Origin of the sequence: Streptomyces sp. PR69, assembly GCF_026420845.1 — a bacterium.
In the GTDB taxonomy this organism is placed as follows: Bacteria; Actinomycetota; Actinomycetes; order Streptomycetales; family Streptomycetaceae; genus Streptomyces.
In genome coordinates this window covers 1-20,770 of sequence record NZ_JAOWCB010000038.1, presented here as the reverse complement: position 1 = coordinate 20,770, position 20,770 = coordinate 1, and the positions used below count along the sequence as shown (strand labels likewise).

At 69.6% G+C, this 20,770-nt stretch carries 25 protein-coding genes, 1 tRNA gene, 1 pseudogene and 1 riboswitch; of the genes and pseudogenes, 17 read left to right on the top strand and 10 right to left on the bottom strand.

Translation table 11 applies throughout. The features are described 5' to 3' along the window. Positions 1-16: 16 nt before the first annotated feature. Positions 17-334, top strand: a complete 318-nt coding sequence (locus OF819_RS25560) for a hypothetical protein (protein WP_267245993.1) — start codon at positions 17-19, stop codon at positions 332-334. Positions 335-649: 315 nt separating this feature from the next. On the opposite strand, the gene OF819_RS25555 is transcribed toward OF819_RS25560, so the two are convergent. After that, positions 650-1,234, bottom strand: a complete 585-nt coding sequence (locus tag OF819_RS25555) for an isochorismatase family protein (protein WP_267245992.1) — start codon at positions 1,232-1,234, stop codon at positions 650-652. A 337-nt stretch (positions 1,235-1,571) separates the two neighbouring features. Next, a complete protein-coding gene (locus OF819_RS25550; protein WP_267245991.1) occupies positions 1,572-2,900 on the bottom strand; it encodes a nicotinate phosphoribosyltransferase in 1,329 nt (442 codons plus the stop codon). 113 nt (positions 2,901-3,013) lie between these two features. Here OF819_RS25550 and clpS point away from each other — a divergent pair, with 113 nt between their 5' ends. From clpS to OF819_RS25510, 8 genes are all read left to right on the top strand, one after another. After that, a complete protein-coding gene (gene clpS, locus OF819_RS25545; RefSeq protein ID WP_267245990.1) occupies positions 3,014-3,337 on the top strand; it encodes an ATP-dependent Clp protease adapter ClpS in 324 nt (107 codons plus the stop codon). An 11-nt stretch (positions 3,338-3,348) separates the two neighbouring features. Further along, positions 3,349-3,942 (top strand): DUF2017 domain-containing protein, encoded by a 594-nt coding sequence (locus OF819_RS25540; RefSeq protein ID WP_267246013.1) that lies wholly within the window; start codon positions 3,349-3,351, stop codon positions 3,940-3,942. 383 nt (positions 3,943-4,325) lie between these two features. Then, positions 4,326-5,858 carry an alanine/glycine:cation symporter family protein gene (locus OF819_RS25535; protein WP_267245989.1) on the top strand — a complete coding sequence of 511 codons (1,533 nt, stop codon included), beginning with the start codon at positions 4,326-4,328 and terminating at the stop codon, positions 5,856-5,858. A 356-nt stretch (positions 5,859-6,214) separates the two neighbouring features. Beyond that, positions 6,215-7,645: an amino acid permease gene (locus OF819_RS25530; RefSeq protein ID WP_267245988.1), complete on the top strand. Its 1,431-nt coding sequence runs from the start codon at positions 6,215-6,217 to the stop codon at positions 7,643-7,645. Positions 7,646-7,819: 174 nt separating this feature from the next. Continuing rightward, positions 7,820-8,242, top strand: a complete 423-nt coding sequence (locus OF819_RS25525; RefSeq protein ID WP_267245987.1) for a M67 family metallopeptidase — start codon at positions 7,820-7,822, stop codon at positions 8,240-8,242. A gap of 108 nt (positions 8,243-8,350) precedes the next feature. After that, the gene (locus OF819_RS25520) at positions 8,351-8,482 is read left to right on the top strand and encodes a putative leader peptide (protein ID WP_267245986.1); all 132 of its coding nucleotides are present in this window, start codon (positions 8,351-8,353) and stop codon (positions 8,480-8,482) included. A gap of 154 nt (positions 8,483-8,636) precedes the next feature. Continuing rightward, entirely contained in the window at positions 8,637-8,924 is a 288-nt protein-coding gene (locus OF819_RS25515) for a MoaD/ThiS family protein (RefSeq protein WP_267245985.1), read from the top strand. After that, a complete protein-coding gene (locus OF819_RS25510; protein WP_267245984.1) occupies positions 8,924-9,877 on the top strand; it encodes a PLP-dependent cysteine synthase family protein in 954 nt (317 codons plus the stop codon). The genes OF819_RS25515 and OF819_RS25510 overlap by 1 nt, the downstream gene beginning before the upstream one ends. A 572-nt stretch (positions 9,878-10,449) precedes the next feature. On the opposite strand, the gene OF819_RS25505 is transcribed toward OF819_RS25510, so the two are convergent. Beyond that, entirely contained in the window at positions 10,450-10,926 is a 477-nt protein-coding gene (locus OF819_RS25505) for a type II toxin-antitoxin system PemK/MazF family toxin (protein ID WP_267245983.1), read from the bottom strand. A gap of 244 nt (positions 10,927-11,170) precedes the next feature. Between OF819_RS25505 and OF819_RS25500 the strand changes: the two genes are divergently transcribed. Next, positions 11,171-11,923: an MBL fold metallo-hydrolase gene (locus tag OF819_RS25500; RefSeq protein ID WP_267245982.1), complete on the top strand. Its 753-nt coding sequence runs from the start codon at positions 11,171-11,173 to the stop codon at positions 11,921-11,923. Positions 11,924-12,070: 147 nt separating this feature from the next. On the opposite strand, the gene OF819_RS25495 is transcribed toward OF819_RS25500, so the two are convergent. Further along, the gene (locus tag OF819_RS25495; protein ID WP_267245981.1) at positions 12,071-13,336 is read right to left on the bottom strand and encodes a PTS transporter subunit EIIC; all 1,266 of its coding nucleotides are present in this window, start codon (positions 13,334-13,336) and stop codon (positions 12,071-12,073) included. A gap of 230 nt (positions 13,337-13,566) precedes the next feature. Then, complete coding sequence (locus OF819_RS25490; RefSeq protein ID WP_267245980.1) at positions 13,567-14,862, bottom strand: PTS transporter subunit EIIC; 1,296 nt, start codon at positions 14,860-14,862, stop codon at positions 13,567-13,569. 169 nt (positions 14,863-15,031) lie between these two features. Between OF819_RS25490 and OF819_RS25485 the strand changes: the two genes are divergently transcribed. From OF819_RS25485 to rdgB, 4 genes are all read left to right on the top strand, one after another. Next, positions 15,032-15,352, top strand: a complete 321-nt coding sequence (locus OF819_RS25485; RefSeq protein ID WP_267245979.1) for a PTS glucose/sucrose transporter subunit IIB — start codon at positions 15,032-15,034, stop codon at positions 15,350-15,352. A 144-nt stretch (positions 15,353-15,496) separates the two neighbouring features. Next, complete coding sequence (gene rph / locus OF819_RS25480) at positions 15,497-16,222, top strand: ribonuclease PH (protein ID WP_267245978.1); 726 nt, start codon at positions 15,497-15,499, stop codon at positions 16,220-16,222. A gap of 126 nt (positions 16,223-16,348) precedes the next feature. Then, positions 16,349-16,741, top strand: coding sequence for a hypothetical protein (locus tag OF819_RS25475; protein WP_267246012.1), 393 nt, complete (start codon positions 16,349-16,351; stop codon positions 16,739-16,741). A gap of 8 nt (positions 16,742-16,749) precedes the next feature. Next, the gene (gene rdgB / locus OF819_RS25470; protein WP_267245977.1) at positions 16,750-17,352 is read left to right on the top strand and encodes an RdgB/HAM1 family non-canonical purine NTP pyrophosphatase; all 603 of its coding nucleotides are present in this window, start codon (positions 16,750-16,752) and stop codon (positions 17,350-17,352) included. Positions 17,353-17,415: 63 nt separating this feature from the next. Here the strand turns inward: rdgB and OF819_RS25465 are convergent. The 4 genes from OF819_RS25465 to bcp all read right to left on the bottom strand — a co-directional run bounded on the left by OF819_RS25465 (position 17,416) and on the right by bcp (position 19,266). Further along, a tRNA-Leu gene (locus OF819_RS25465) sits at positions 17,416-17,490 on the bottom strand. 7 nt (positions 17,491-17,497) lie between these two features. Further along, positions 17,498-18,034 carry an HNH endonuclease gene (locus tag OF819_RS25460; protein WP_267245976.1) on the bottom strand — a complete coding sequence of 179 codons (537 nt, stop codon included), beginning with the start codon at positions 18,032-18,034 and terminating at the stop codon, positions 17,498-17,500. After that, positions 18,031-18,654, bottom strand: a complete 624-nt coding sequence (locus OF819_RS25455) for an HNH endonuclease (protein ID WP_267245975.1) — start codon at positions 18,652-18,654, stop codon at positions 18,031-18,033. The genes OF819_RS25460 and OF819_RS25455 overlap by 4 nt, the downstream gene beginning before the upstream one ends. Before the next feature lie 144 nt (positions 18,655-18,798). Beyond that, positions 18,799-19,266 carry a thioredoxin-dependent thiol peroxidase gene (bcp, locus tag OF819_RS25450; protein WP_267245974.1) on the bottom strand — a complete coding sequence of 156 codons (468 nt, stop codon included), beginning with the start codon at positions 19,264-19,266 and terminating at the stop codon, positions 18,799-18,801. A 126-nt stretch (positions 19,267-19,392) separates the two neighbouring features. On the opposite strand from bcp, the gene OF819_RS25445 reads away from it, so the two are divergent. The 3 genes from OF819_RS25445 (at position 19,393) to OF819_RS25435 (ending at position 20,593) form a co-directional block, all read left to right on the top strand. Next, positions 19,393-19,713 (top strand): DUF3618 domain-containing protein, encoded by a 321-nt coding sequence (locus OF819_RS25445; protein WP_267245973.1) that lies wholly within the window; start codon positions 19,393-19,395, stop codon positions 19,711-19,713. Between the two features lie 91 nt (positions 19,714-19,804). Next, on the top strand, positions 19,805-20,107 hold the full coding sequence (locus tag OF819_RS25440; protein ID WP_240135641.1) for a GroES family chaperonin: 303 nt from the start codon (positions 19,805-19,807) through the stop codon (positions 20,105-20,107). A 61-nt stretch (positions 20,108-20,168) separates the two neighbouring features. Beyond that, positions 20,169-20,234: riboswitch (guanidine-III (ykkC-III) riboswitch) on the top strand. Positions 20,235-20,272: 38 nt separating this feature from the next. Continuing rightward, positions 20,273-20,593 carry a DMT family transporter gene (locus OF819_RS25435; RefSeq protein WP_267245972.1) on the top strand — a complete coding sequence of 107 codons (321 nt, stop codon included), beginning with the start codon at positions 20,273-20,275 and terminating at the stop codon, positions 20,591-20,593. Here the strand turns inward: OF819_RS25435 and OF819_RS25430 are convergent. Continuing rightward, a pseudogene (locus tag OF819_RS25430) lies at positions 20,587-20,770 on the bottom strand (hypothetical protein); the annotation flags it as partial. The gene OF819_RS25435 and the pseudogene OF819_RS25430 overlap by 7 nt on opposite strands.

Here is a 20,770-nt window from a genome sequence, read left to right as displayed (position 1 = left end):
GGGGGAGTGGATTGGCATGCCCGGAGGCGGGTTCTGCAAGCTGCCGGGAGGCAGCGTCGTGGTAGCGATAGGGCTGCCCAGTCCGGCCGGGGACGGCGGGACGGTCCGCATCCTGGTCCACGCGGCGAACCGGGCGAGGGCGCTGACGCGGCTGCGGAATCTGGGGCTGCGGGCGGTGTACCTCCGCGGCAATGCGGAGCCGCCGACGCCGGATGAGATCACGGCGGTGCTGCACCACCCTGACGGCCTCCTCTGGCGCACGTCGGGCGCGCCCGCGGCGCAGGAGCTCTGGCACCCGATCCGCGCGCTGCTGCGGCCTGCGAGCAGCGCCTGACCGCCCCTCCGGGGGCTCCGCCCCCGAACCCCCGCGCCTCAATCTCCCCCAGCTACCTCCCCCAGCTACCGCTGGGAGGTGCCCCCAGGGGTGCCCCCAGGCGGGGCTGGGTTTCCGGCCCCCGCGCCTCAAACTCCCCCAGCTCCCCCCAGACTCCGTCCGGGGGTACCCCCACGGCGGTACCCCCAGGCGGGGCTGGAAAATCCAGCCGTTGGGGGGCGCCTCCCGGACGAAGTCCGGGGGAGATTGAGGACACGGCCGAAGGCCGTGCAAGGGGTCTGGGGGCTTAAGCCCCCAGTGTCGGGAAGGGGAACGTCACACCACCGGCTTGCCGGAGAGTTCGACGCCCGCGGCCCGCATCTCCTCCAGCGCCCGCTGCGTCGTCTCCTCCGCCACCCCCGCCGTCAGATCCAGTAGCACATGCGTGCGAAACCCCTCGCGCACCGCGTCCAGCGCGGTCATCCTCACGCAGTGGTCGGTGGCGATGCCGACGATGTCGACGTCGGTGACGTCGTGCCGGCGCAGCCAGTCCGCCAGCGGCGTGCCGTTCTCGTCGGCGCCCTCGAAGCCGCTGTACGCCGCCGTGTGCGCGCCCTTGCTGAAGACCGCGTCGATCGCGCCCGAGGCGACGGCCGGGGCGAAGTTCGGGTGGAAGCCGATGCCCTCGGTGCCCGCGACGCAGTGGGGCGGCCAGGAGTGGACGTAGTCCGGGTGGTCGGAGAAGTGGTCGCCGGGATCGATGTGGTGATCGCGGGTGGCGACGACATGGGCGTAGCCCGCCTGGGACTCGCCGATCAGATCGGTGATGGCGGCCGCGACGTCCGCGCCCCCCGCCACCGCGAGGCTGCCGCCCTCGCAGAAGTCGTTCTGAACGTCCACGACGATCAATGCGCGGTGCATGGCGGGTGTCCTTCGGTGGGGGCGGGGTCGACGGCTGCTGAGGCGGCACCCCGTGCGGGGGCATCCCCTACAGGGGATGAGATCGAGCGTAGAGACTTCGCGCGCCCAGTGGGAGGGGGCATCGCCGTCGCACGGGGCGCGTTAGCCCAGGGCGCGCCAACGGGTACCCCGCTCATGGCCGCCGCATGCACCAGCGCCGTACTCGCCGTGCCGGCCGCACCCGCCGTGCCCGCCGTGCCCGCCGCACAGGCCGTGCCCACCGCGCCCGCCGTACGCACCGCACAGGCCGTGCCCACCGCGCCCGCCGCGCCCGCCGTACGCGCCGCACCCTCCGTACTCATCGGTACTCCGTGGGGATCACCGGCTCGCCCCGCGACAGCTGCATCGCCGACAGCGGCAGCCCCGCCCGCGCCGTCGCATGCCGCTCCCGCGCGGCCTCCAGCGGCTCCCGCGCCACGACCTCGCCGCCCTTGACCAGCTCCACGAGCAGCTGCCGGTCGACGAGGTCCGCCGGGACCGTCCCCGCGGAGACGACCTCCGCCTCGGCGACCCCGTATGCGTCCGGCCGCCGCGCCGCCCACTTGCGGCCGCCGAGCGAGCTCTTCGCGCCCAGGGACTTCTTCGCCACCGGCCGCAGCGGGGCCCCGGCGTCCGCGGACTCCGCGCGCGCGACCAGCTTGTAGACCATCGAGCAGGTGGGGTGCCCGCTGCCGGTGACGAGCTGGGTGCCCACCCCGTACGCGTCCACGGGCGCGGCCGCCAGCGAGGCGATGGCGTACTCGTCCAGATCGGAGGTGACGACGATCTTCGTGTCGGATGTGCCCAGCTCGTCGAGCTGCTGCCGGACCCGGTGGGCCACGAGCAGCAGATCGCCGGAGTCGATGCGCACCGCCCCCAGCTCCGGCCCGGCGACGGCGACGGCGGTGCGGACCGCTTCGGCGACGTCGTAGGTGTCGACGAGCAGCGTGGTGCCCCGGCCGAGGGAGTCGACCTGCGCCTGGAAGGCGTCCCGCTCGCTGTCGTGCAGCAGGGTGAAGGCGTGGGCGCTGGTGCCGACCGTCGGGATGCCGTAGCGGAAGCCGGCCGCCAGGTCGGAGGTGGAGTCAAAGCCGCCGACGTACGCGGCGCGCGCCGCGGCGACCGCGGACAGCTCATGGGTGCGCCGCGCGCCCATCTCGATCAGCCGCCGCCCGCCCGCGGCGACGGACATCCGCGAGGCCGCCGCCGCGATCGCCGAGTCATGGTTGAGGATCGACAGGATCACGGTCTCCAGCAGCACACACTCGGCGAAGGAGCCCTCGACGCGCAGCACCGGTGAGCCGGGGAAGTACACCTCGCCCTCCGGATAGCCCCAGATGTCCCCGCTGAAGCGGTAGCCCGCGAGCCAGCGCAGGGTGGGTTCGTCGACGATCCGCCTTTCGCGCAGAAAGCCGAGCACGGCGTCGTCGAAGCGGAAGTTCTCGACGGCGTCCAGCACCCGGCCGGTGCCTCCGACGACGCCGTAGCGGCGGCCCTCGGGCAGCCTGCGGGTGAAGACCTCGAAGACGGAGCGGCGGTCGGCGGTGCCCGCCCGCAGGGCGGCCTGCACCATCGTGAGCTCGTACTGGTCGGTGAAGAGCGCCGTCGAGGGAACCTCGACGGGCAGTCCCAGGTCCGCTGTGTCCATGACGAGGATGCTACACCTGATTTCGTCAGAGTGACGAGATCTCTCCGTGAGGGGCGGTTCTGGCCCCCTGTCAGGGGGAGCCGTTTGTGCGCCGGACCGGTGCGGGTGGCAGCATGGATCGTGTGAGTGTCGCTCCCGTAGAGCCAGTGGAAACCGCCCGCCCCGATGCGGAGGAAGAGGCCTTCGCCGTCCCTGAGCCGGACGTGCCCTGGGTGACGCTCGTCCACAATGATCCGGTCAACCTGATGAGCTACGTCACCTATGTCTTCCAGGCGTACTTCGGGTACTCCAAAGACAAGGCGCGCAAGCTGATGCTCGACGTACACCACAAGGGCCGCGCGGTCGTCTCCAGCGGCACACGCGAGGAGATGGAACGCGACGTGCAGGCCATGCACGGCTACGGACTGTGGGCGACGCTCTCCCACGACCTCACGTGATGGCGAAGGACATGGCCGGACACTTCGAGCCGATCCCCGGCGGCGGGGCCGCCGTCGCCCTGGACGAGGTCGAGATCTCGATCCTGCGCTCTCTCGCCGTACAGCTGATGGAGCTGATCGGGCCGGGTGAAGAGCCCGCGGGCGGCGAGGAGGACCCGCTGGCCGCCCTGTTCGCCGAGGGGCCGAGCGAGCCGCCCGCCGACCCGGCGCTGGCCCGTCTCTTCCCCGACGCCTACGGCGGGCCGGACGGCGAGCAGGACGATCAACTGCACGCGTACTCCGCCGAGTTCCGCCGCTACACCGAGAACGATCTGCGCACCCGCAAGCGCGAGGACGCGCTCGCCATGATCCGCAGTCTTGACGCGCTGACCGCCCAGGGCGAGGGCGGCGCCGTCCTCAAGCTCTCCGCGGAGGACTGCCGGCGCTGGCTCGGGGCGCTCAACGATCTCCGGCTGACCATCGGCACCCGGCTCGACGTCCGGGACGACGACGACACCGCCGAGCTGTACCAGCTGCCCGACTCCGACCCGCGCAAGCCGATGGTGATGGCCTACCTCTGGCTCGGCTCGCTCCAGGAGTCACTTGTGGAAACGCTGCTGACCTGATGTTTTAGTGTCTGGAAACAGACATCTGCTGTCTTGAACGCGTTCGCTCAACGGACCCTCAGATCCGGATAACGATCCCGTCACCGCCCCCGCCGTTTCACCAGGCGAGGGCGGTTTTTACGTTTTGCGTGTGACCTACGCCACTCACCGTGGCGCAAAAGGCGTGGTAAGAATTCGCAACTCCTTTGCGGCGTGACCCACCGTTCGCAGCGGAGCGGCCGGGACCGACCCGGCCGGTACGACCAAGGCGCCAACGGTTCCGATTGTCCGCGGATCCTGCCCTACGTCGCCGATCGGACAACGGCGTTCGCTCAACCAAAACCAGCCCCGTACGGCCGGTCGCCGCGCCACCGCGCTGCGGCACCCCTCCCTGAGGTAGCCAGATGTCACTCGACAGCATCACCAAGACCATCGATGAAGGCGTAAGCAACTTCTTCGAACCCGTAGCTTCAGCGCTCGGAGACTTCGTCTTCTACAGCGTCAACATAAACGGCGCCGAGCTTCCCCTGATCGTCGCCTGGCTCGTCGTCGCGGGCCTCGTCTTCACCGGATGGTTCGGCTTCGTCCAGTTCCGCAAGTTCCGGCTCGCTGTGGACGTGGTGCGCGGCAAGTACGACGACAAGGACTCCGAAGGCGAGGTCAACCACTTCCAGGCGCTGACCGCCGCCGTCTCCGGCACCGTCGGCCTCGGCAATATCGCCGGTGTCGCCGTCGCCGTCTCCATCGGCGGCCCCGGCGCCACCTTCTGGATGATCCTCTGCGGTCTGCTCGGCATGGCGAGCAAGTTCGTCGAGGTCACCCTTGGTGTGAAGTACCGCGAGGTGCACGAGGACGGCACCGTCTCCGGCGGTCCGATGCACTACCTGCCCAAGGGTCTCGCCGAGCGCTTCGGCGCGAACGGCAAGGCCGTCGGCAAGGTGCTCGCCATCCTCGCCTCCGTGATGATCCTCTTCTTCGGTCTCTTCGGCGGCAACCTCTTCCAGGTCAACCAGAGCTACAGCCAGCTCTCCTCCGTGGCCGGCGGCGGCTCCTCCACCTTCGCGCTGTTCTTCGGCCTGCTGATCGCCGCCCTCGTCGGTCTGGTGCTGCTCGGCGGCATGCGCTCCGTCGCCTCCGTCACCAGCCGTCTGGTCCCGGCGATGGCCGCCATGTACATCGTGGCCTGCCTGGTCGTCATTCTGTTCAACGTCACCGCGGTGCCGGACGCGATCGGCACGATCATCACCGAGGCGTTCAGCCCGTCCGGCGTCGCCGGCGGTGTCATCGGCGCCCTGATCGTCGGTTTCAAGCGCGCCGCGTTCTCCAACGAGGCCGGTCTGGGCTCCGCCCCGATCGCCCACTCCGCGGTCAAGACCAAGCACCCCGCGAGCGAGGGCCTGGTCGCCTTGCTGGAGCCGTTCATCGACACGGTCGTCATCTGCACCATGACCGCGCTGACCATCGTGATCGCCAACCCGGCCAGCTGGGCGGAAGCGCGGGCCGGCGAGTCCATCGGCGGTGTCACCATCACGTCCGACGCGTTCGAGACCGTGATGCCGTGGTTCCCGTACCTGCTCACCGTCGCGGTGCTGCTGTTCGCCTTCTCCACGCTGATCACCTGGGGCTACTACTGCCTCAAGGCCTGGTCGTACCTCTTCGGCCGCAGCAAGGCCAGCGAGCTCACCTTCAAGGTGATGTACGTGGTGGTCGTCGTCCTCGGCGCCCTGGTCTCGCTGGACACGCTGATCAGCATGGCCGACTCGGTGCTCTTCATGCTGGCCGTGATCAACATCATCGGTCTCTACCTGCTGGCGCCGATCGTCAAGAAGGAGCTGGACAAGTTCCTGGCGTACGTCGCCTCCCGGCGCTCCGGTGAGGCCGTCGAGGCCTCCGAGACCGCCGAGCCGGAGGACGAGGAGCCCGTGAAGGTCGTCTGACGCCCGTCATGACCTGACACGGATCTGCGGATCCACAGACGAGTCCGCCCGCACCGCCTGCCGGTGCGGGCGGACTCGTCTGTCCGGGAACCTCAGCGTTCGCTCAACGGACGTTCAAATCCGAGTAACGATCAAGTTTGCCGATCGCCATGCTTTGACCCAGGAAGGGGGTGATGTCCCCTTCTTCCTGTGTTCTGTGCCACATTCGCCCCAAACCGCCCATGTTTCCAGCGTGTTACAACTTCACGACCACTCGCGGGACGCCACCCCTGTCCCCGAGGGCGCCACAACCGGCCGACCGCCGGTGGCACTCCATCCACATCCGGGGGGATCAGCATGGAGAAAGGCGCAGCACCATGACCTCGGCGCAGGTCGAGAAGGACCCCGCGCACACCGCGGGAGACGCTCCGGACGGGGGCGAGGGCTACCAGCGCGGACTGGGCGCCCGGCAGATCCAGATGATCGCCATCGGAGGGGCCATCGGCACCGGCCTCTTCCTCGGCGCGGGCAAGGCCATATCCCAGGCCGGCCCCAGTCTGATCCTGGCCTACGCCCTGGCGGGCCTGGTCATCTTCTTCATCATGCGGGCGCTCGGCGAACTGCTGATGTACCGCCCGGTGTCGGGCTCCTTCTCGGAGTACGCCCGCGAGTTCATCGGCCCCTTCGCCGGCTTCGTCACCGGCTGGACCTACTGGCTCTTCTGGGTGGTCACCGGCATCACCGAGGTCACCGCGGCCGCCACCTATATGACGTACTGGTTCAGCCTGCCGCAGTGGATCTCCGCGCTGCTCTTCACGGTGATCCTCTACACCGCGAACCTGATCTCCGTGAAGCTCTTCGGCGAGATCGAGTTCTGGTTCTCGATGGTGAAGGTCACCGCCATCCTCGGCATGATCCTCATCTGCGCGGGCGTCCTCACCCTCGGCTTCTCCGACGCCGGCGACACCGCCTCCGTGAGCCATCTGTGGGACCAGGGCGGCTTCTTCCCGTACGGCATCGGCGGCACCCTGGGCACCCTCCAGATCGTGATGTTCGCCTTCCTCGCGGTGGAACTCGTCGGCGTCACCGCGGGCGAGTCCAAGGACCCCGAGACCACCCTGCCCAAGGCCATCAACACCGTGCCCTGGCGTATCGCGGTCTTCTACGTCGGCGCGCTGATCATGATTCTCTCGGTGGTTCCCTGGAGCGAATTCCAGCCCGGCGTCTCGCCGTTCGTCGCCGCCTTCGAGAAGATGGGCCTCGGCGTCGGCGCCGCCATCGTCAACTTCGTCGTGCTGACCGCCGCGCTCTCCTCCTGCAACTCCGGCATGTACTCGACCGGCCGGATGCTGCGCGACCTCGCCCTCAACGGCCAGGGCCCGAAGCTCTTCACCCGGCTCACCCGCAGCGGCACCCCGCTGATCGGCACCACCTTCTCCGCCGCGCTGATGCTCGTCGGGGTCTGGATCAACTACCAGTGGCCGGGCGAGGCCTTCGAGTACGTCGTCTCCTTCGCCACCATCTCCGGCATGTGGGCCTGGATCATGATCCTGGTCAGCCATCTCCGCTACCGGGCCAGGGCCGGCCGCGGCGAGCTGCCCGCATCCTCCTTCAAGGCCCCGGGCGCCCCGTGGACCAGCCTGTTCGCCCTCTTCTTCCTCGGCTGCGTCATCGTCATGATGGCGGCCGACGCCGATGCGCGGATCTCCCTGTACTGCGCGCCGCTGTGGGCGCTGCTGCTGCTCGGCTCCTATCTGGCGCTGCGTGCCAGAAACCCGCGGGGCGCGGCCTTCACCAAGCGCCGCTGACCCGCCCGAGCCTCGCCCGAGCCCCTGGCCCTGAGCCTCTGGGCCTGAGCCTCTGGCCCTGGGCCTCAAGCCCCCGGGCCTCAGGTCCCTGGCCCGGCGACTGCCGTCCCGCTATCCGGTCGGCCCCGTACCACTCCTCGGTACGGGGTCGACCGTCTGCTTATCCTGTCGCTCATGCTGACCCTTACCCAGGCCCTCTACGACCAGATCGTCGCGCACGCCCGCGCCGACCACCCCGACGAGGCGTGCGGCGTGGTCGCCGGGCCCGCGGGCACGGACCGCCCCGAGCGCTTCATCCCGATGCTCAACGCCGCCCGCTCGCCCACCTTCTACGAGTTCGACTCCGGCGATCTGCTCAAGCTCTACCGGGAGCTCGACGACCGCGACGAGGAGCCGGTGATCATCTACCACTCGCACACCGCGACCGAGGCGTACCCCTCCCGCACCGACATCAGCTACGCCAACGAGCCCGGCGCCCACTACGTCCTCGTCTCCACCGCCGACACCGACGCAGCGGGCCCCTTCCAGTTCCGCTCCTTCCGTATCGTGGCCGGCGCGGTGGAGGAAGAAGAGGTCAAGGTCGTCGAGGCGTACTGAGGCGCGCACGGCCCGCGCGCGTTCGGGGCGTCCGCCTGGCGAACGGCAGACGTCCGGAATCTGAGATCACATTCCAGAATCCGAACCGGGAATCGATACGATGAGCGCATGGTTGTGAGCGACGTGAGCGACAAGACGCCCAGCAGGCTGCTGCTCGTGGCGCGGCTGCACGTCGACCTGTGCCGCCTCGCCAGCGCGATGTGTACGAACCGCACGGGCACGCCCCGCGCGGCGCTCTGAACCGCGCACCGACGATCCGCCCGCACCGTACGCACGCCCGCACGTCTGCCCGCCCCGCCGCGGGCCCGGCCGCGCGCCCGGACGCACACCCGCCCGGGGCGCTGCCGAAGACCGCCCCCGACCTCTCCCGACTTCTCCCGACAGGAGCCCACCCATGGCCATCGAGGTCCGCATCCCGACCATCCTCCGCACCTACACCGACGGCGCCAAGGCCGTCGAAGGCAGCGGAGAGACCATCGCCGAGCTGTTCGCAGACCTCGAGACCCGCCACGCCGGAATCCTGGAGCGCCTGGTCGACAAGGACAACGGCGACCAGCTGCGCCGCTTCGTCAACGTCTACCTCAACGACGAGGACGTCCGCTTCCTCGAAGGCATCTCCACCAAGCTCAGCGACGGCGACAGTGTGACGATCCTGCCCGCCGTCGCCGGCGGATCGCTCTGATGGCCCGGTACGACAGTCCCCTCGCCGCGGTCGGCAACACCCCGCTCGTCCGGCTGCCGCGGCTGTCCCCGTCCGACGACGTGCGGATCTGGGCGAAGCTTGAGGACCGCAACCCGACCGGCTCGGTCAAGGACCGCCCCGCGCTCCATATGATCGAACAGGCCGAGAAGGCCGGCCGGCTCACCCCCGGCTGCACCATCCTGGAGCCGACCTCCGGCAACACCGGCATCTCCCTCGCCATGGCGGCCAAGCTCAAGGGCTACCGCATCGTGTGCGTCATGCCGGAGAACACCAGCGAGGAGCGCCGCCAGCTGCTCGCCATGTGGGGCGCGGAGATCATCTCCAGCCCGGCGGCAGGCGGCTCCAACACGGCCGTCCGCGTCGCCAAGGAGCTGGCCGCCGAGCATCCCGAGTGGGTGATGCTCTACCAGTACGGCAACCCGGACAACGCGGGCGCCCACTACGCCACCACCGGGCCGGAGATCCTCGCCGACCTGCCGTCCGTCACCCATTTCGTCGCCGGCCTCGGCACCACCGGCACGCTGATGGGCGTCGGCCGCTATCTGCGCGAGCACGTCCCCGGCATCCAGATCGTCGCCGCCGAGCCGCGCTACGACGACCTGGTCTACGGGCTGCGCAACCTGGACGAGGGCTTCGTGCCCGAGCTGTACGACGCCTCTGTGCTCACCACCCGCTTCTCCGTGGGCTCCGCCGACGCGGTCACCCGCACCCGTGAGCTGCTCCAGCAGGAGGGCATCTTCGCGGGCGTCTCCACGGGCGCGGCACTGCACGCGGCGATCGGCGTCGGCAGGAAGGCGGTCAAGGCGGGGCAGTCCGCGGACATCGTCTTCGTGGTCGCCGACGGCGGGTGGAAGTATCTGTCGACGGGCGTCTACACCGCGCCGACGACGGAGGCGGCGATCGAGACGCTCCAGGGCCAGCTCTGGGCGTAACGCCTGCGGAACCGCTCGGGCCTTGCGGCCCGCGCGGGTCGTCGTACGCCCATGCGCCCGGACGCGCCGGTCATACGGCCTGAGCCGGGCGCGGCCCGCCACGTCAGGCCGACGGATCTTGGGGACCTGAGGCGGACCTGTCCGCCACCGGCGCCCGAACAGCCCTGCCGCCGCCCGTCTCCGACCGGCGGGTCTCGCGGCTCGCCGTGCGACAGGGCATGTATGCGGCGGTCCGTGGGACCGTCGTACGGCTGTATGCCCGGACGCTCCTACCCACAGGGCCTGAGCCTCTGGTGTGGTCCGCCGCCCCAGGCTGGCGGAGCTTGCGGGCTTCGGAGGGACTTGCCCGCGCCGGTCGCCCGGCGGTATGCGCGGCCCCAGGGAGCCCTGCGGACTTTCCGGCCTCAGATCGGTCTGTCCGCGGCCAAGTCGCGCGGGCGGCCTTGCCGCCGGGCGTGTCCCTGACCCGGCGGGTCGTCGCGGCTCGGCGTGCGGTGGGGTACGCGCGCTGCGCCGTCGGTCAGGGCCGGTCGGCCCGGCGGGACCTGCGCCGCCCGCCCGCCCCTGTCGGTCTACGTCGCCAGATGACGGACGTGGTCCCAGACCGCCGGGTCGACCACCCCGACCCGGCGGCGGAAGGCCCACAGCTCCACCTCCCGGAGCTCGTCCGTCTCCAGGAAGCTGGGCCGTCCCCGGGCGTCCCCCACCGTGCCGGGCGGGAGCGGGATCACTCCGGGCCGCTCGTCCCGGTACCGGCTGGTGATCTTTGCGACCTGGACCGTGCGGCCGCGCGCCGACAGCACCAGACACGGCCGGTCCTTGACCCCGGGCCCGTCCTCGTACGGCACCTCAGCCCACCAGATCTCTCCGGGCCGGGGACGCCGCGCGGGCCGGGCCGGCCGCCCCGGCGGCCTGGTGCGCCCGCCGGGCCGCACCAGGCCCGGCCGCCCGCCCGGCCGCCTTCCGCTTCGGCCCAGCCCGTCCGAGACCGCGGCGATCAGCGCGATCACCACCACAGCGAGCACCGCGAGCCACCAGGACGTGTCCATGGGCAGACCGTACCCCGCGGCACCCCGCGGCGGCCGACCGCCGGCCGACCATCGGCCGCCGGATGCCGAACACCCGTGTACCGCGCGTATGAGCACGTGAGCACATGCCCCTGACGGGTGACGCAGCAGGTGAGTTCCCCCACAACGGCACCTCGCGGAGGAGCGACCGCCCGCTTCGCGCCTTACGCTCGACAGACCGCACGACCCGCCCCCAGCCCTCCCCGTCAACGGAGGTTCCAGCTCAATGAAGGTCACCGTCGTCGGCTGCTCGGGGTCGTTCCCGTCCGCGGAATCGGCCTGTTCGAGCTACCTCGTCGAGGCCGACGGCTTCCGGCTGCTTCTCGACATGGGCAACGGCGCCCTGGGCGAGCTGCAGCGCCACTGCGGTCTCTACGACCTCGACGCCATCTTCCTCAGCCATCTCCACGCGGACCACTGCATCGACATGTGCGGGTACTTCGTCGCCCGCTACTACCGCCACGACGGCGGCCGCTGCCCCGCCCTCCCCGTCTACGGTCCCGAGGGCACCGAACAGCGCCTGACCGCCGCGTACGCCGACACGCCCTCCGCCACCTCGATGAGCGAGGTCTTCGACTTCCACACGCTGAAGTCCGGCAGCTTTGACATCGGCCCGTTCTCGGTCCGCACGGAGCGCGTCTCGCATCCGGTGGAGGCGTACGGCATCCGTCTGGAGCACGGTGGCCGCAGCTTCGCCTACTCCGGCGACTCGGGCGTCTGCGAGGGGCTGCACGAGCTCGCCGACGGCGTGGACCTCTTCCTGTGCGAGGCGTCCTTCACCCACGGCAAGGAAGACGTCCCCGACCTCCACCTCAACGGCCGCGAGGCGGGCGCGCACGCGCGCCGCGCGAACGTCGGCCGGCTGGTGCTGACCCACATCCCGCCGTGGACGGACGCCGAGCGGAACCTGGCGGACGCGCGCGCGGTCTACGACGGCCCGTGCGAGCTCGCGGCCCCGGGCCGCGTCTACGAGGTCTGAGCCCCCGGAGCCCCGGAGCCCCCGGAGCCCGCGGAACCCTGTGGGACCCGCGGAACCCGCGGCCCCTGAGGGACCTGTGAAACGCACCGCGGCCCCCGTGTCTTCCGTACCAGACACGGGGGCCGCTGCTCTGCGCGGTCCGGCGGCCTACTTGGCCTCCGCCTTCTGCAGCTCGGCCAGCTCCTCGTCGGACTCACGGCCCGGCGTCGGGAGGTTGAACTTGATGATCGCGAAGCGGAAGATCGCGTAGTAGAGGGCCGCGAAGCACAGCCCGACCAGGACCAGGCCCCAGGGGTTGGACGCGATGCCCAGGTTCAGCAGGAAGTCGATGGCGCCGGCGGAGAAGCCGAAGCCGTCCTTCATGCCGAGCGCCCAGGTCAGCGCCATCGAGACACCGGTGAGCACCGCGTGGACGGCGTACAGCACCGGCGCGATGAACATGAACGTGAACTCGATCGGCTCGGTCACACCGGTGACGAACGAGGTCAGCGCCAGGGAGAACATCATGCCGCCGACGACCTTGCGGCGCTCGGGACGGGCGCAGTGGACGATGGCGAGGCAGGCCGCCGGGAGGGCGAACATCATGATCGGGAAGAAGCCGGTCATAAACTGCCCGGCCGCCGGGTCCCCGGCGAGGAAGCGGGCGATGTCGCCGTGCTTGCCGTCGAACTCACCGGCCTGGAACCACGGGAAGGAGTTCAGCAGGTGGTGCATGCCCACCGGGATCAGCGCACGGTTGGCGACGCCGAAGATGCCCGCACCGGCCGCGCCGGAGCCGACGAGCCACTCGCCGAAGTGGTGCAGACCCGTGCCGAGGACCGGCCAGATGAGACCGAAGACAATGCCGACCAGCAGTCCGGCGAAGGCGGAGAGAATCGGGACGAGGCGGCGGCCGCCGAAGAAGCCCGCCCAGTCGGGCAGCTTGGTGCGGTAGAAGCGCTGGTACAGCAGGGCGACCACGATGCCCATGACGACACCGCCCAGCACCCCGGCGTTGACCGGCGCGTCCACATGGACGATCTTGTCGTCGACGACCTTCGCCACCTGCGGCAGATTGCTGTCGGTGAAGGTGGCGAGCACCTTCTGGAAGACCAGATAGCCGGTCACGGCCGCAAGGGCCGTGGAGCCGTCGGACTTCTTGGCGAAGCCGATCGCGATGCCGACGCAGAACAGCAGCGCCATGTTGTCGAGCAGCGCCCCGCCGCCCGCCGCCATATAGCCGGCGATCTTGGTGATGAAGTCCGGGAAGGACTCACGGGCCAGCATGTCGGCCTGGCCGAAACGGACCAGCAGCGCGGCAGCGGGCAGCACCGCGACCGGGAGCATCAGGCTGCGGCCGATGCGCTGCATGACAGCCATCGCGCCGGCGCCCTTCTTCTTGTCCGCCGCGGGGGCGGCGCTCGCCGTACTCATCAACTTCCTCCAGGGGACAAGGCGCCGCCAGGGGACAGTTCACGGGGGGACGGCGGCGTCTCAAGGGGAACGCGGCAGGACATGCGCACGGCCGCGTGGTCTACACCATTAGAGGTGTAGACCAGTTGTAGCACGGTGAGGGTTAGATAAGGAACCTGCGAATTCTGTGGCCCAGGCCATAACGGCAAATGAACGACATATGGCCGCACACCCCGGCATGTAGCCCCTTCTTACGTGATGTTCTCCCGCTCCAGCCGGTCCGCCAGCTCCTTTGGCTCACGGCCCGGCGTGGGGATGTCGAACTTGGTGATCGCGAAGCGGAAGATCACGTAATAGACGACGGCGAAACACAGCCCGATGGGAATGATCAACCACGGTTTCGTTGCCAGACTCCAGTTGATCACGTAGTCGATCAGGCCCGCCGAGAAGCTGAAGCCGTCCTTCACCCCCAGCCCCCACGACACCGCCATCGACACCCCCGTCAGCAGCGCATGCACCGCATACAGCGCGGGCGCGATGAAGAGGAACGAGTACTCGATCGGCTCGGTGATGCCCGTGACGAACGACGTCAGCGCCACGGACATCATCAGTCCGCCCGTCTCCTTGCGGTGCTCGGGACGGGCGCAGTGCGTGATCGCCAGCGCCGCGGCCGGCAGCGCGAACATCATGATCGGGAAGAAGCCCGTGGTGAACTGCCCCGCCGTCGGGTCCCCGGCCAGGAAGCGTGTGATGTCACCGTGCACCACCGTGCCGTCCGGTTTGGTGTAGCTGCCGAACTGGAACCACACCGGCACATTCAGGAACTGATGCAGTCCGATCACCAGCAGCGCGCGGTTCGCGACGCCGAAGATGCCCGCGCCCCAGGCGTCGAGGTCCACCAGCCAGTCGCTGAAACTCTCCAGGCCGTCGCCGATCGGCGGCCAGATCCACAGACACAGCGCGGCGAAGAGAATCCCCACGAACGACATGATGATCGGCACCAGCCGGCGGCCGTTGAAGAAGCCCAGCCAGTCCACCAGCCTGGTGCGGTGGAAGCGCTGCCAGAAGTACGCGGCCAGCAGACCCATGATGATCCCGCCGAAGACCCCGGGATTCTGGAACGTGAACGCCGCCACCGTCCCGTCGCCCGCCTGGCAGCCGGTCGCCACCGCCCGGGAGCCCTCCGGGCAGTCCTTGGGAAACTGCTGCAGGACGTTGTAGTAGACGAGAAAGCCCGCCACCGCCGCCAGCGCCGTCGAGCCGTCCGCCTTCTTCGCCATGCCGATGGCCACGCCCACACAGAACAGCAGCGGCAGACCGATCCCCGGATCGAGCAGCGCGCCCCCCGCGCCCGCCATCACCTTGGCGACATCGTCCCAGCCCAGCCCGTCCGCGCCGAACACATCGGGCTGCCCCAGCCGGTTGAGGATGCCGGCGGCGGGCAGCACGGCGATCGGAAGCTGCAGGCTGCGCCCCATCTTCTGCAGCCCCTGGAACGCCACATGCCATCGGCTCGGCGGCGCGGCCTCGGTGCTGTCGGCGCTCATCGGCGTCCTCCCGGAGGATGCCCGGCTGGTGCAGGCCCGGTTTGGCAGGTGTTGCAGACTGGTGTAGACCAGTCGGGTGAGGGTCCCGGAGCCCGTCGGGAAGAGGGTCCTCCGGTGATCATCATCATTCGGTACGAGACGGTTACTCGCCCGCGAAGATGGGCCAACCGTGCGTTACCGTGATCAAGCGGACCGAAGGTGGGCCGAACAGCGACGCCCAGGCGTCGCCCAGCGCTCAGATACGCAGGGAGAGAACATGGCCAGCAAGGCTGAGAAGATCGTCGCCGGCCTCGGCGGCATCGACAACATCGAAGAGATCGAGGGCTGCATCACCCGCCTCCGTACCGAGGTCAACGACCCCAGCCTGGTCGACGAAGCCGCGCTCAAGGCCGCCGGCGCCCATGGCGTCGTCAAGATGGGCACCGCGATCCAGGTCGTCATCGGCACCGACGCCGACCCCATCGCCGCGGACATCGAAGACATGATGTGAACGAAGCCATGATGTGCAGGACTGCATGAAGGGCGAAGCGAACCGCTGAGTCCGGCTGCAAAGCTGAGTCCGGCTGCAAAGGGGACAAGGGGCCTGTCCACACCCGGACAGGCCCCCTCCGCATGTGCCGATAGGCTCGATGCCATGTCTCGAATCGACGGCCGCACCCCCGAACAGCTCCGCCCCGTCACCATCGAACGCGGATGGAGCAAGCATGCCGAGGGCTCCGTCCTCATCTCCTTCGGCGACACCAAAGTCTTCTGCACCGCCTCCGTCACCGAAGGCGTCCCCCGCTGGCGCAAGGGCAGCGGCGAAGGCTGGGTGACCGCCGAGTACTCGATGCTGCCGCGCTCCACCAACACCCGAGGCGACCGCGAATCCGTACGCGGCAAGATCGGCGGCCGCACCCATGAGATCAGCCGCCTCATCGGCCGCTCCCTGCGTGCAGTCATCGACTACAAGGCACTCGGCGAGAACACCATCGTCCTGGACTGCGACGTCCTCCAGGCCGACGGAGGCACCCGCACCGCCGCCATCACCGGCGCCTATGTCGCCCTCGCCGACGCCGTCGCCTGGGCCCAGAGCAACAAGCTCGTCAAAGCCGGACGCAAGCCCCTGACCGGAACCGTCGCCGCCGTCTCCGTCGGCATCGTCGACGGCACCCCCCTCCTCGACCTCTGCTACGAGGAGGACGTACGCGCCGAGACCGACATGAACGTCGTCTGCACCGGCGACGGCCGCTTCGTCGAGGTCCAGGGCACCGCGGAGGCCGAGCCCTTCGACCGCAAGGAACTCAACGCCCTGCTCGACCTCGCGTCCGGCGGCTGCGCCGACCTCGCGGCGATCCAGCGCACCGCGCTCGAAGGCTGACGGGTCAGCCGGCGGCCAGAGAAAGGTAAAGAAGCAACCAAGAAGCAGGCTCGCTGCGTCTGTACCGTCACGGGCGTGCGGATCGAACCGTACGCCCGTCCACACCTGGGGGAGGACCCGCAACCCATGCGCAGCAGCCGCCGTATCCGCACCGCCGTCGTCGCCACCGCCGCCGCAGCCGCTCTGACCGGAGTCATCGGCTGCGGCGCGCTCGACAAGGCACTCGACTGCGTGCAGACCGCCGACGCCATAGCCACCAGCGTCAACAAGCTCCAGCAGGCCGTCTCCACGGCAGCGGACGACCCCACGCAGCTCAACGAAGCCCTCGACGAGATCGACACCGAACTCGGCAAGCTCAAGAACGACACGGACAACGCCGACCTCTCCAAGGCCGTCGAAGACCTCGACAAGGGCGTCGACTCGGTCCGCGAAGCCGTGAACAACGGCGACGCAAACCCGGACATCAGCCCCGTCACCGACGCGGCCGCCGAGATCGGCAAGGTCTGCACGCCCGGATAATCGTCGGCATGACCCGACTGATCCTCGCCACCCGCAACACCAAGAAGATCACCGAACTCCGCGCGATCCTCGCCGACGCAGGACTCCACCATGAACTCGTCGGCGCGGACGCCTATCCCGACGTCCCCGACGTCAAGGAGACCGGCGTCACCTTCGCCGAGAACGCCCTCCTCAAGGCCCACGCCCTGGCCCGGGCCACCGGCCTGCCCGCCGTCGCCGACGACTCCGGCCTCTGCGTGGACGTCCTCGGCGGCGCGCCCGGCATCTTCTCCGCCCGCTGGGCGGGCACACACGGCGACGACACGGCCAACCTCAATCTGCTCCTCGCCCAGCTCGCCGACATCGACGACGCCCACCGCACGGCCCACTTCGCCTGCGCGGCCGCGCTCGCGCTCCCCGACGGCACCGAGCGCGTCGTCGAAGGCCGCCTCACCGGCACCCTGCGCCACACCCCGTCCGGCACGGGCGGCTTCGGCTACGACCCCATCCTCCAGCCGGACGGCGAGACCCGCACCTGCGCGGAGCTCACCCCTGCGGAGAAGAACGCGATCAGCCACCGGGGGAAGGCGTTCCGGGCGCTGGTTCCGGTGGTGCGGGAGCTGCTGGGCTGAGCCGGGGCAGGCGCGAGCGGCACGGCGTTTCTTTAATAGGAGCCGCGCCGCTCGTGCATCACGTGAGCCCGGTGGGACTCGAACCCACGACATACCGGACCTAAACCGGCATCCTCTAGCCAGCTGGGATACGGGCCCAGGCCGCCTACTGTACTGTGCCCGGCCGCACCGCCGAGACGGGACGTGGCTTGGGCCCCGGCTTCGCGAATGTGCCCGTCTGGCTGTGGCAGGAAGGGCACAGATAGCGCAGGTTCTCACGGCGGTTGTCCAGTCGGTCGCCGTTGATGTGATCGATCTCCAGAACGAGCCTGCGGCCTTGCCAGGTGTCTCCGATCCCGCATGCATCGCAAACATGGGGCACGCCAAGGTCGTCGAGCGCGCGTCTCAACAGGGCTGTCTTGGCCCGCGATGTCCCCGGAGCGAGTCGAACCAGGACGTCGGCCGCCGACTTGCGGTTCCACGACTGGACACCGCGGCGGTGGGCCTGTCCTGTGAAATGGGCGGTCGATAGTCCATGGGCTTCGATGCTCTGCTTCAGATGACGGCGAGCCGTGGTGCCGTCGGGCAGACCGAGTGCGGCGAGAGTGCCCGCGAGGCTGGCGGCTGACTCGACCGCGGCGGCAATCCGATCGCGGGGCAGGGCGCTGAGGTAGCAAGCGGTGAAGCCGCGTGCCCTGCTCATGCCGCTGACCTCTTCCTGCGGCCGCGATATGTGTCCGTCACCGCATGGCAGTTGGGACAGAGCAGCCGGAGGTTCTCCGGACGGTTGTCCCACCAGTCGCCGTTGACATGGTCGACTTCCAGCCGGAGGGGCTGCCCGTTCCACTCAGGCCCTGTGCCGCACATCGCGCAGTTCTCCGGGACCCCAAGGAGGAGCAGCCGCCGGCGGAGCCGAGCTCCCGGAACCCGGCCGTCATCCGGTGAGCCGAGAACCAGCGGATTGGCGCGAGCTGCCTTCCGCGCTCCTCGGCGGGTCGTGAAGTGCGAGGTGTCTATGCCGAGCGCTGCGATGCGACGGCTGATGTGGGTGTGATTCCCGCCCACCGGGCTGATCCCGAGTCGGCGCACGACTTCTTTGACGCTGGCCGAGACGGCGACGATCTTGCGGAGAGTCTCCTCTGTATGACGCTCCCGGCGCGTCGTGAAGTGTGAGACGTCGATGTCCGCTTCCGCCATTCTCTGCCGCAGATAGCGCCTGCTGCCCGGCGTGGGCCTCCCGCCGCACCACCTCACTGCGTCGTCCCAGTTCGTCGTCGCGCGAGCGGCTTCTTCCAGCAGCTTCCGTGTGTATCGGACCGGCATTGCTGCGTCCCCCTCCGTTCCGGCCGTGCGTTCGCAGCCTCGTACGGAGTAACGAGCCGGATATCGGATGGTCACGTCCAGAATGCGGAACGGTCCGCACCGCTTGACTGCGGTGCGGACCGTTCTCCGGGGCGGGCCCGCAGCTCAGATGCCCAGATCCTTGATGATCTTGGCGACATGGCCGGTGGCCTTGACGTTGTAGAGGGCGCGTTCGACCTTGCCGTTCTCGTCGACGACGACCGTGGAGCGGATGACGCCCGTCACCGTCTTGCCGTACAGCTTCTTCTCGCCGAACGCACCGTACGCGGTCAGGACCTCCTTCGAGGGGTCCCCGACGAGGGTGACCTTCAGGGACTCCTTGTCGCGGAACTTCGCCAGCTTCTCCGGCTTGTCCGGGGAGACGCCGATCACGTCGTAGCCCGCCTCGGCGAGCAGGTCCAGATTGTCCGTGAAGTCGCAGGCCTGCTTGGTGCAGCCGGGGGTCAGGGCCGCCGGGTAGAAGTAGACGATCACCTTGCGGCCGCGGTAGGCGGCGAGCGAGATCTCGTTGCCGTCCGCGTCGGGCAGGGTGAATTCCGGGGCCGGGTCGCCGGGCTGGAGGCGCTCGCTCATGGTGCTCCTTGGGAGAGGTCTGGGTGTACGCCGTCGAGCGTAATAGGGGTGCCGTGGGGTGCGAGCCCGGTCGAGCTGACAGACTGTCGAGGAAGGATTGCCGGATACGACGACGGAGGCAGCGCGGTGTCGGACGCCAGGACCCCTGCGCAGATCGAGGCGGACATCGTCCGCCGGCGCGAGCAGCTCGCCGGGACACTCGACGAGATCGGGGTGCGGATGCACCCCAAGACGGTCATCGGCGACGCCAAAGCCAAGATCGCGTCCACCGTGGACCGGACCGCGGGCCGGGCTCTCGTCACCGTCAACCGCACGGTCTCCGACATGCGGTCGAAGTTCGTCGACGAGGAGGGCGCCCCGCGCCTGGAGCGGGTCGTGCCGGTGGCGCTGGTGGCCGTGGGCCTGGTGGGGCTGTACGCGGTGTCGGCGAGGCGGCGGCGGGCGTGACCCTCGCGGGCGCACCGCGGGCGTGGGCAGGTAGGTTCGACGCGTGAGCGAGAACACCCACCACGAGCACCACGACAAGCTGCCCATCCGGATGCTGCACGACCGCGTGCTGGTCCGCACGGACATCCCGGAGGGCGAGCGGCGGTCCAGCGGCGGCATCGTCATCCCGGCGACCGCGGCCGTGGGCCGGCGGCTCGGCTGGGCGGAGGTCGTCGCCGTCGGGCAGAACGTACGGACCGTGGAGCCGGGCGACCGGGTGCTGTACGACCCCGAGGACCGCGCCGAGGTCGAGGTCCGCGGGGTGGCGTACGTACTGATGCGGGAGCGCGATCTGCACGCCGTGGCCGCCGACCGCTTCCAGGGGTCCGAAGACACCACCGGTCTCTATTTGTGAGGCTGTGCGGCCGTGCCGCGCGGAAGGGGCCTGGTGACCGGTGTCACCAGGCCCCTTCGCCGTAGTTTGCTAGCTTGGAGGCACCCGACGAGACGCGCCGTACCGGGACCCGCAAAGACGACGCACACCTGAAGCTGTCGTTTTTGAGGTTCCGGAGGTGCCGTCATGGCCTGGGTTCTGCTCGTCGTCGCCGGTCTGCTGGAGGTCGGCTGGTCGATCGGGATGAAGTTCACCGAGGGGTTCACCCGTCTCTGGCCGAGTGTGTTCACCGGCGCGGGGATCGTCGCGAGCATGCTGCTGCTGTCGTACGCGGCGAAGTCGCTGCCCATCGGCACGGCGTACGGCGTCTGGGTCGGCATCGGCGCGGCGGGCGCGGCGGTGGTCGGGATGACGGCGCTGGGTGAGCCCGCGACGGCCGCGCGGATCTTCTTCGTCTGTCTGCTGCTGGTGGCGGTGGTGGGGCTGAAGGCCACCTCGGGTCACTGAGGGCTGCCGTCGAGCGAGCCGCCGAGAGGACCGCCGAGTGGTGCGTCGGGCGGGTCGGCGAGTCGGTCGGCGAGCTGACCCGCCGACTGGTCCGCGAGCGGATCGGTGGGCAGCTGACCGGCGGGCTGGTCGGCGGGCGCGCCGGGACGCCGCGGCGGCCCCGGGTGCGGCCCTGGG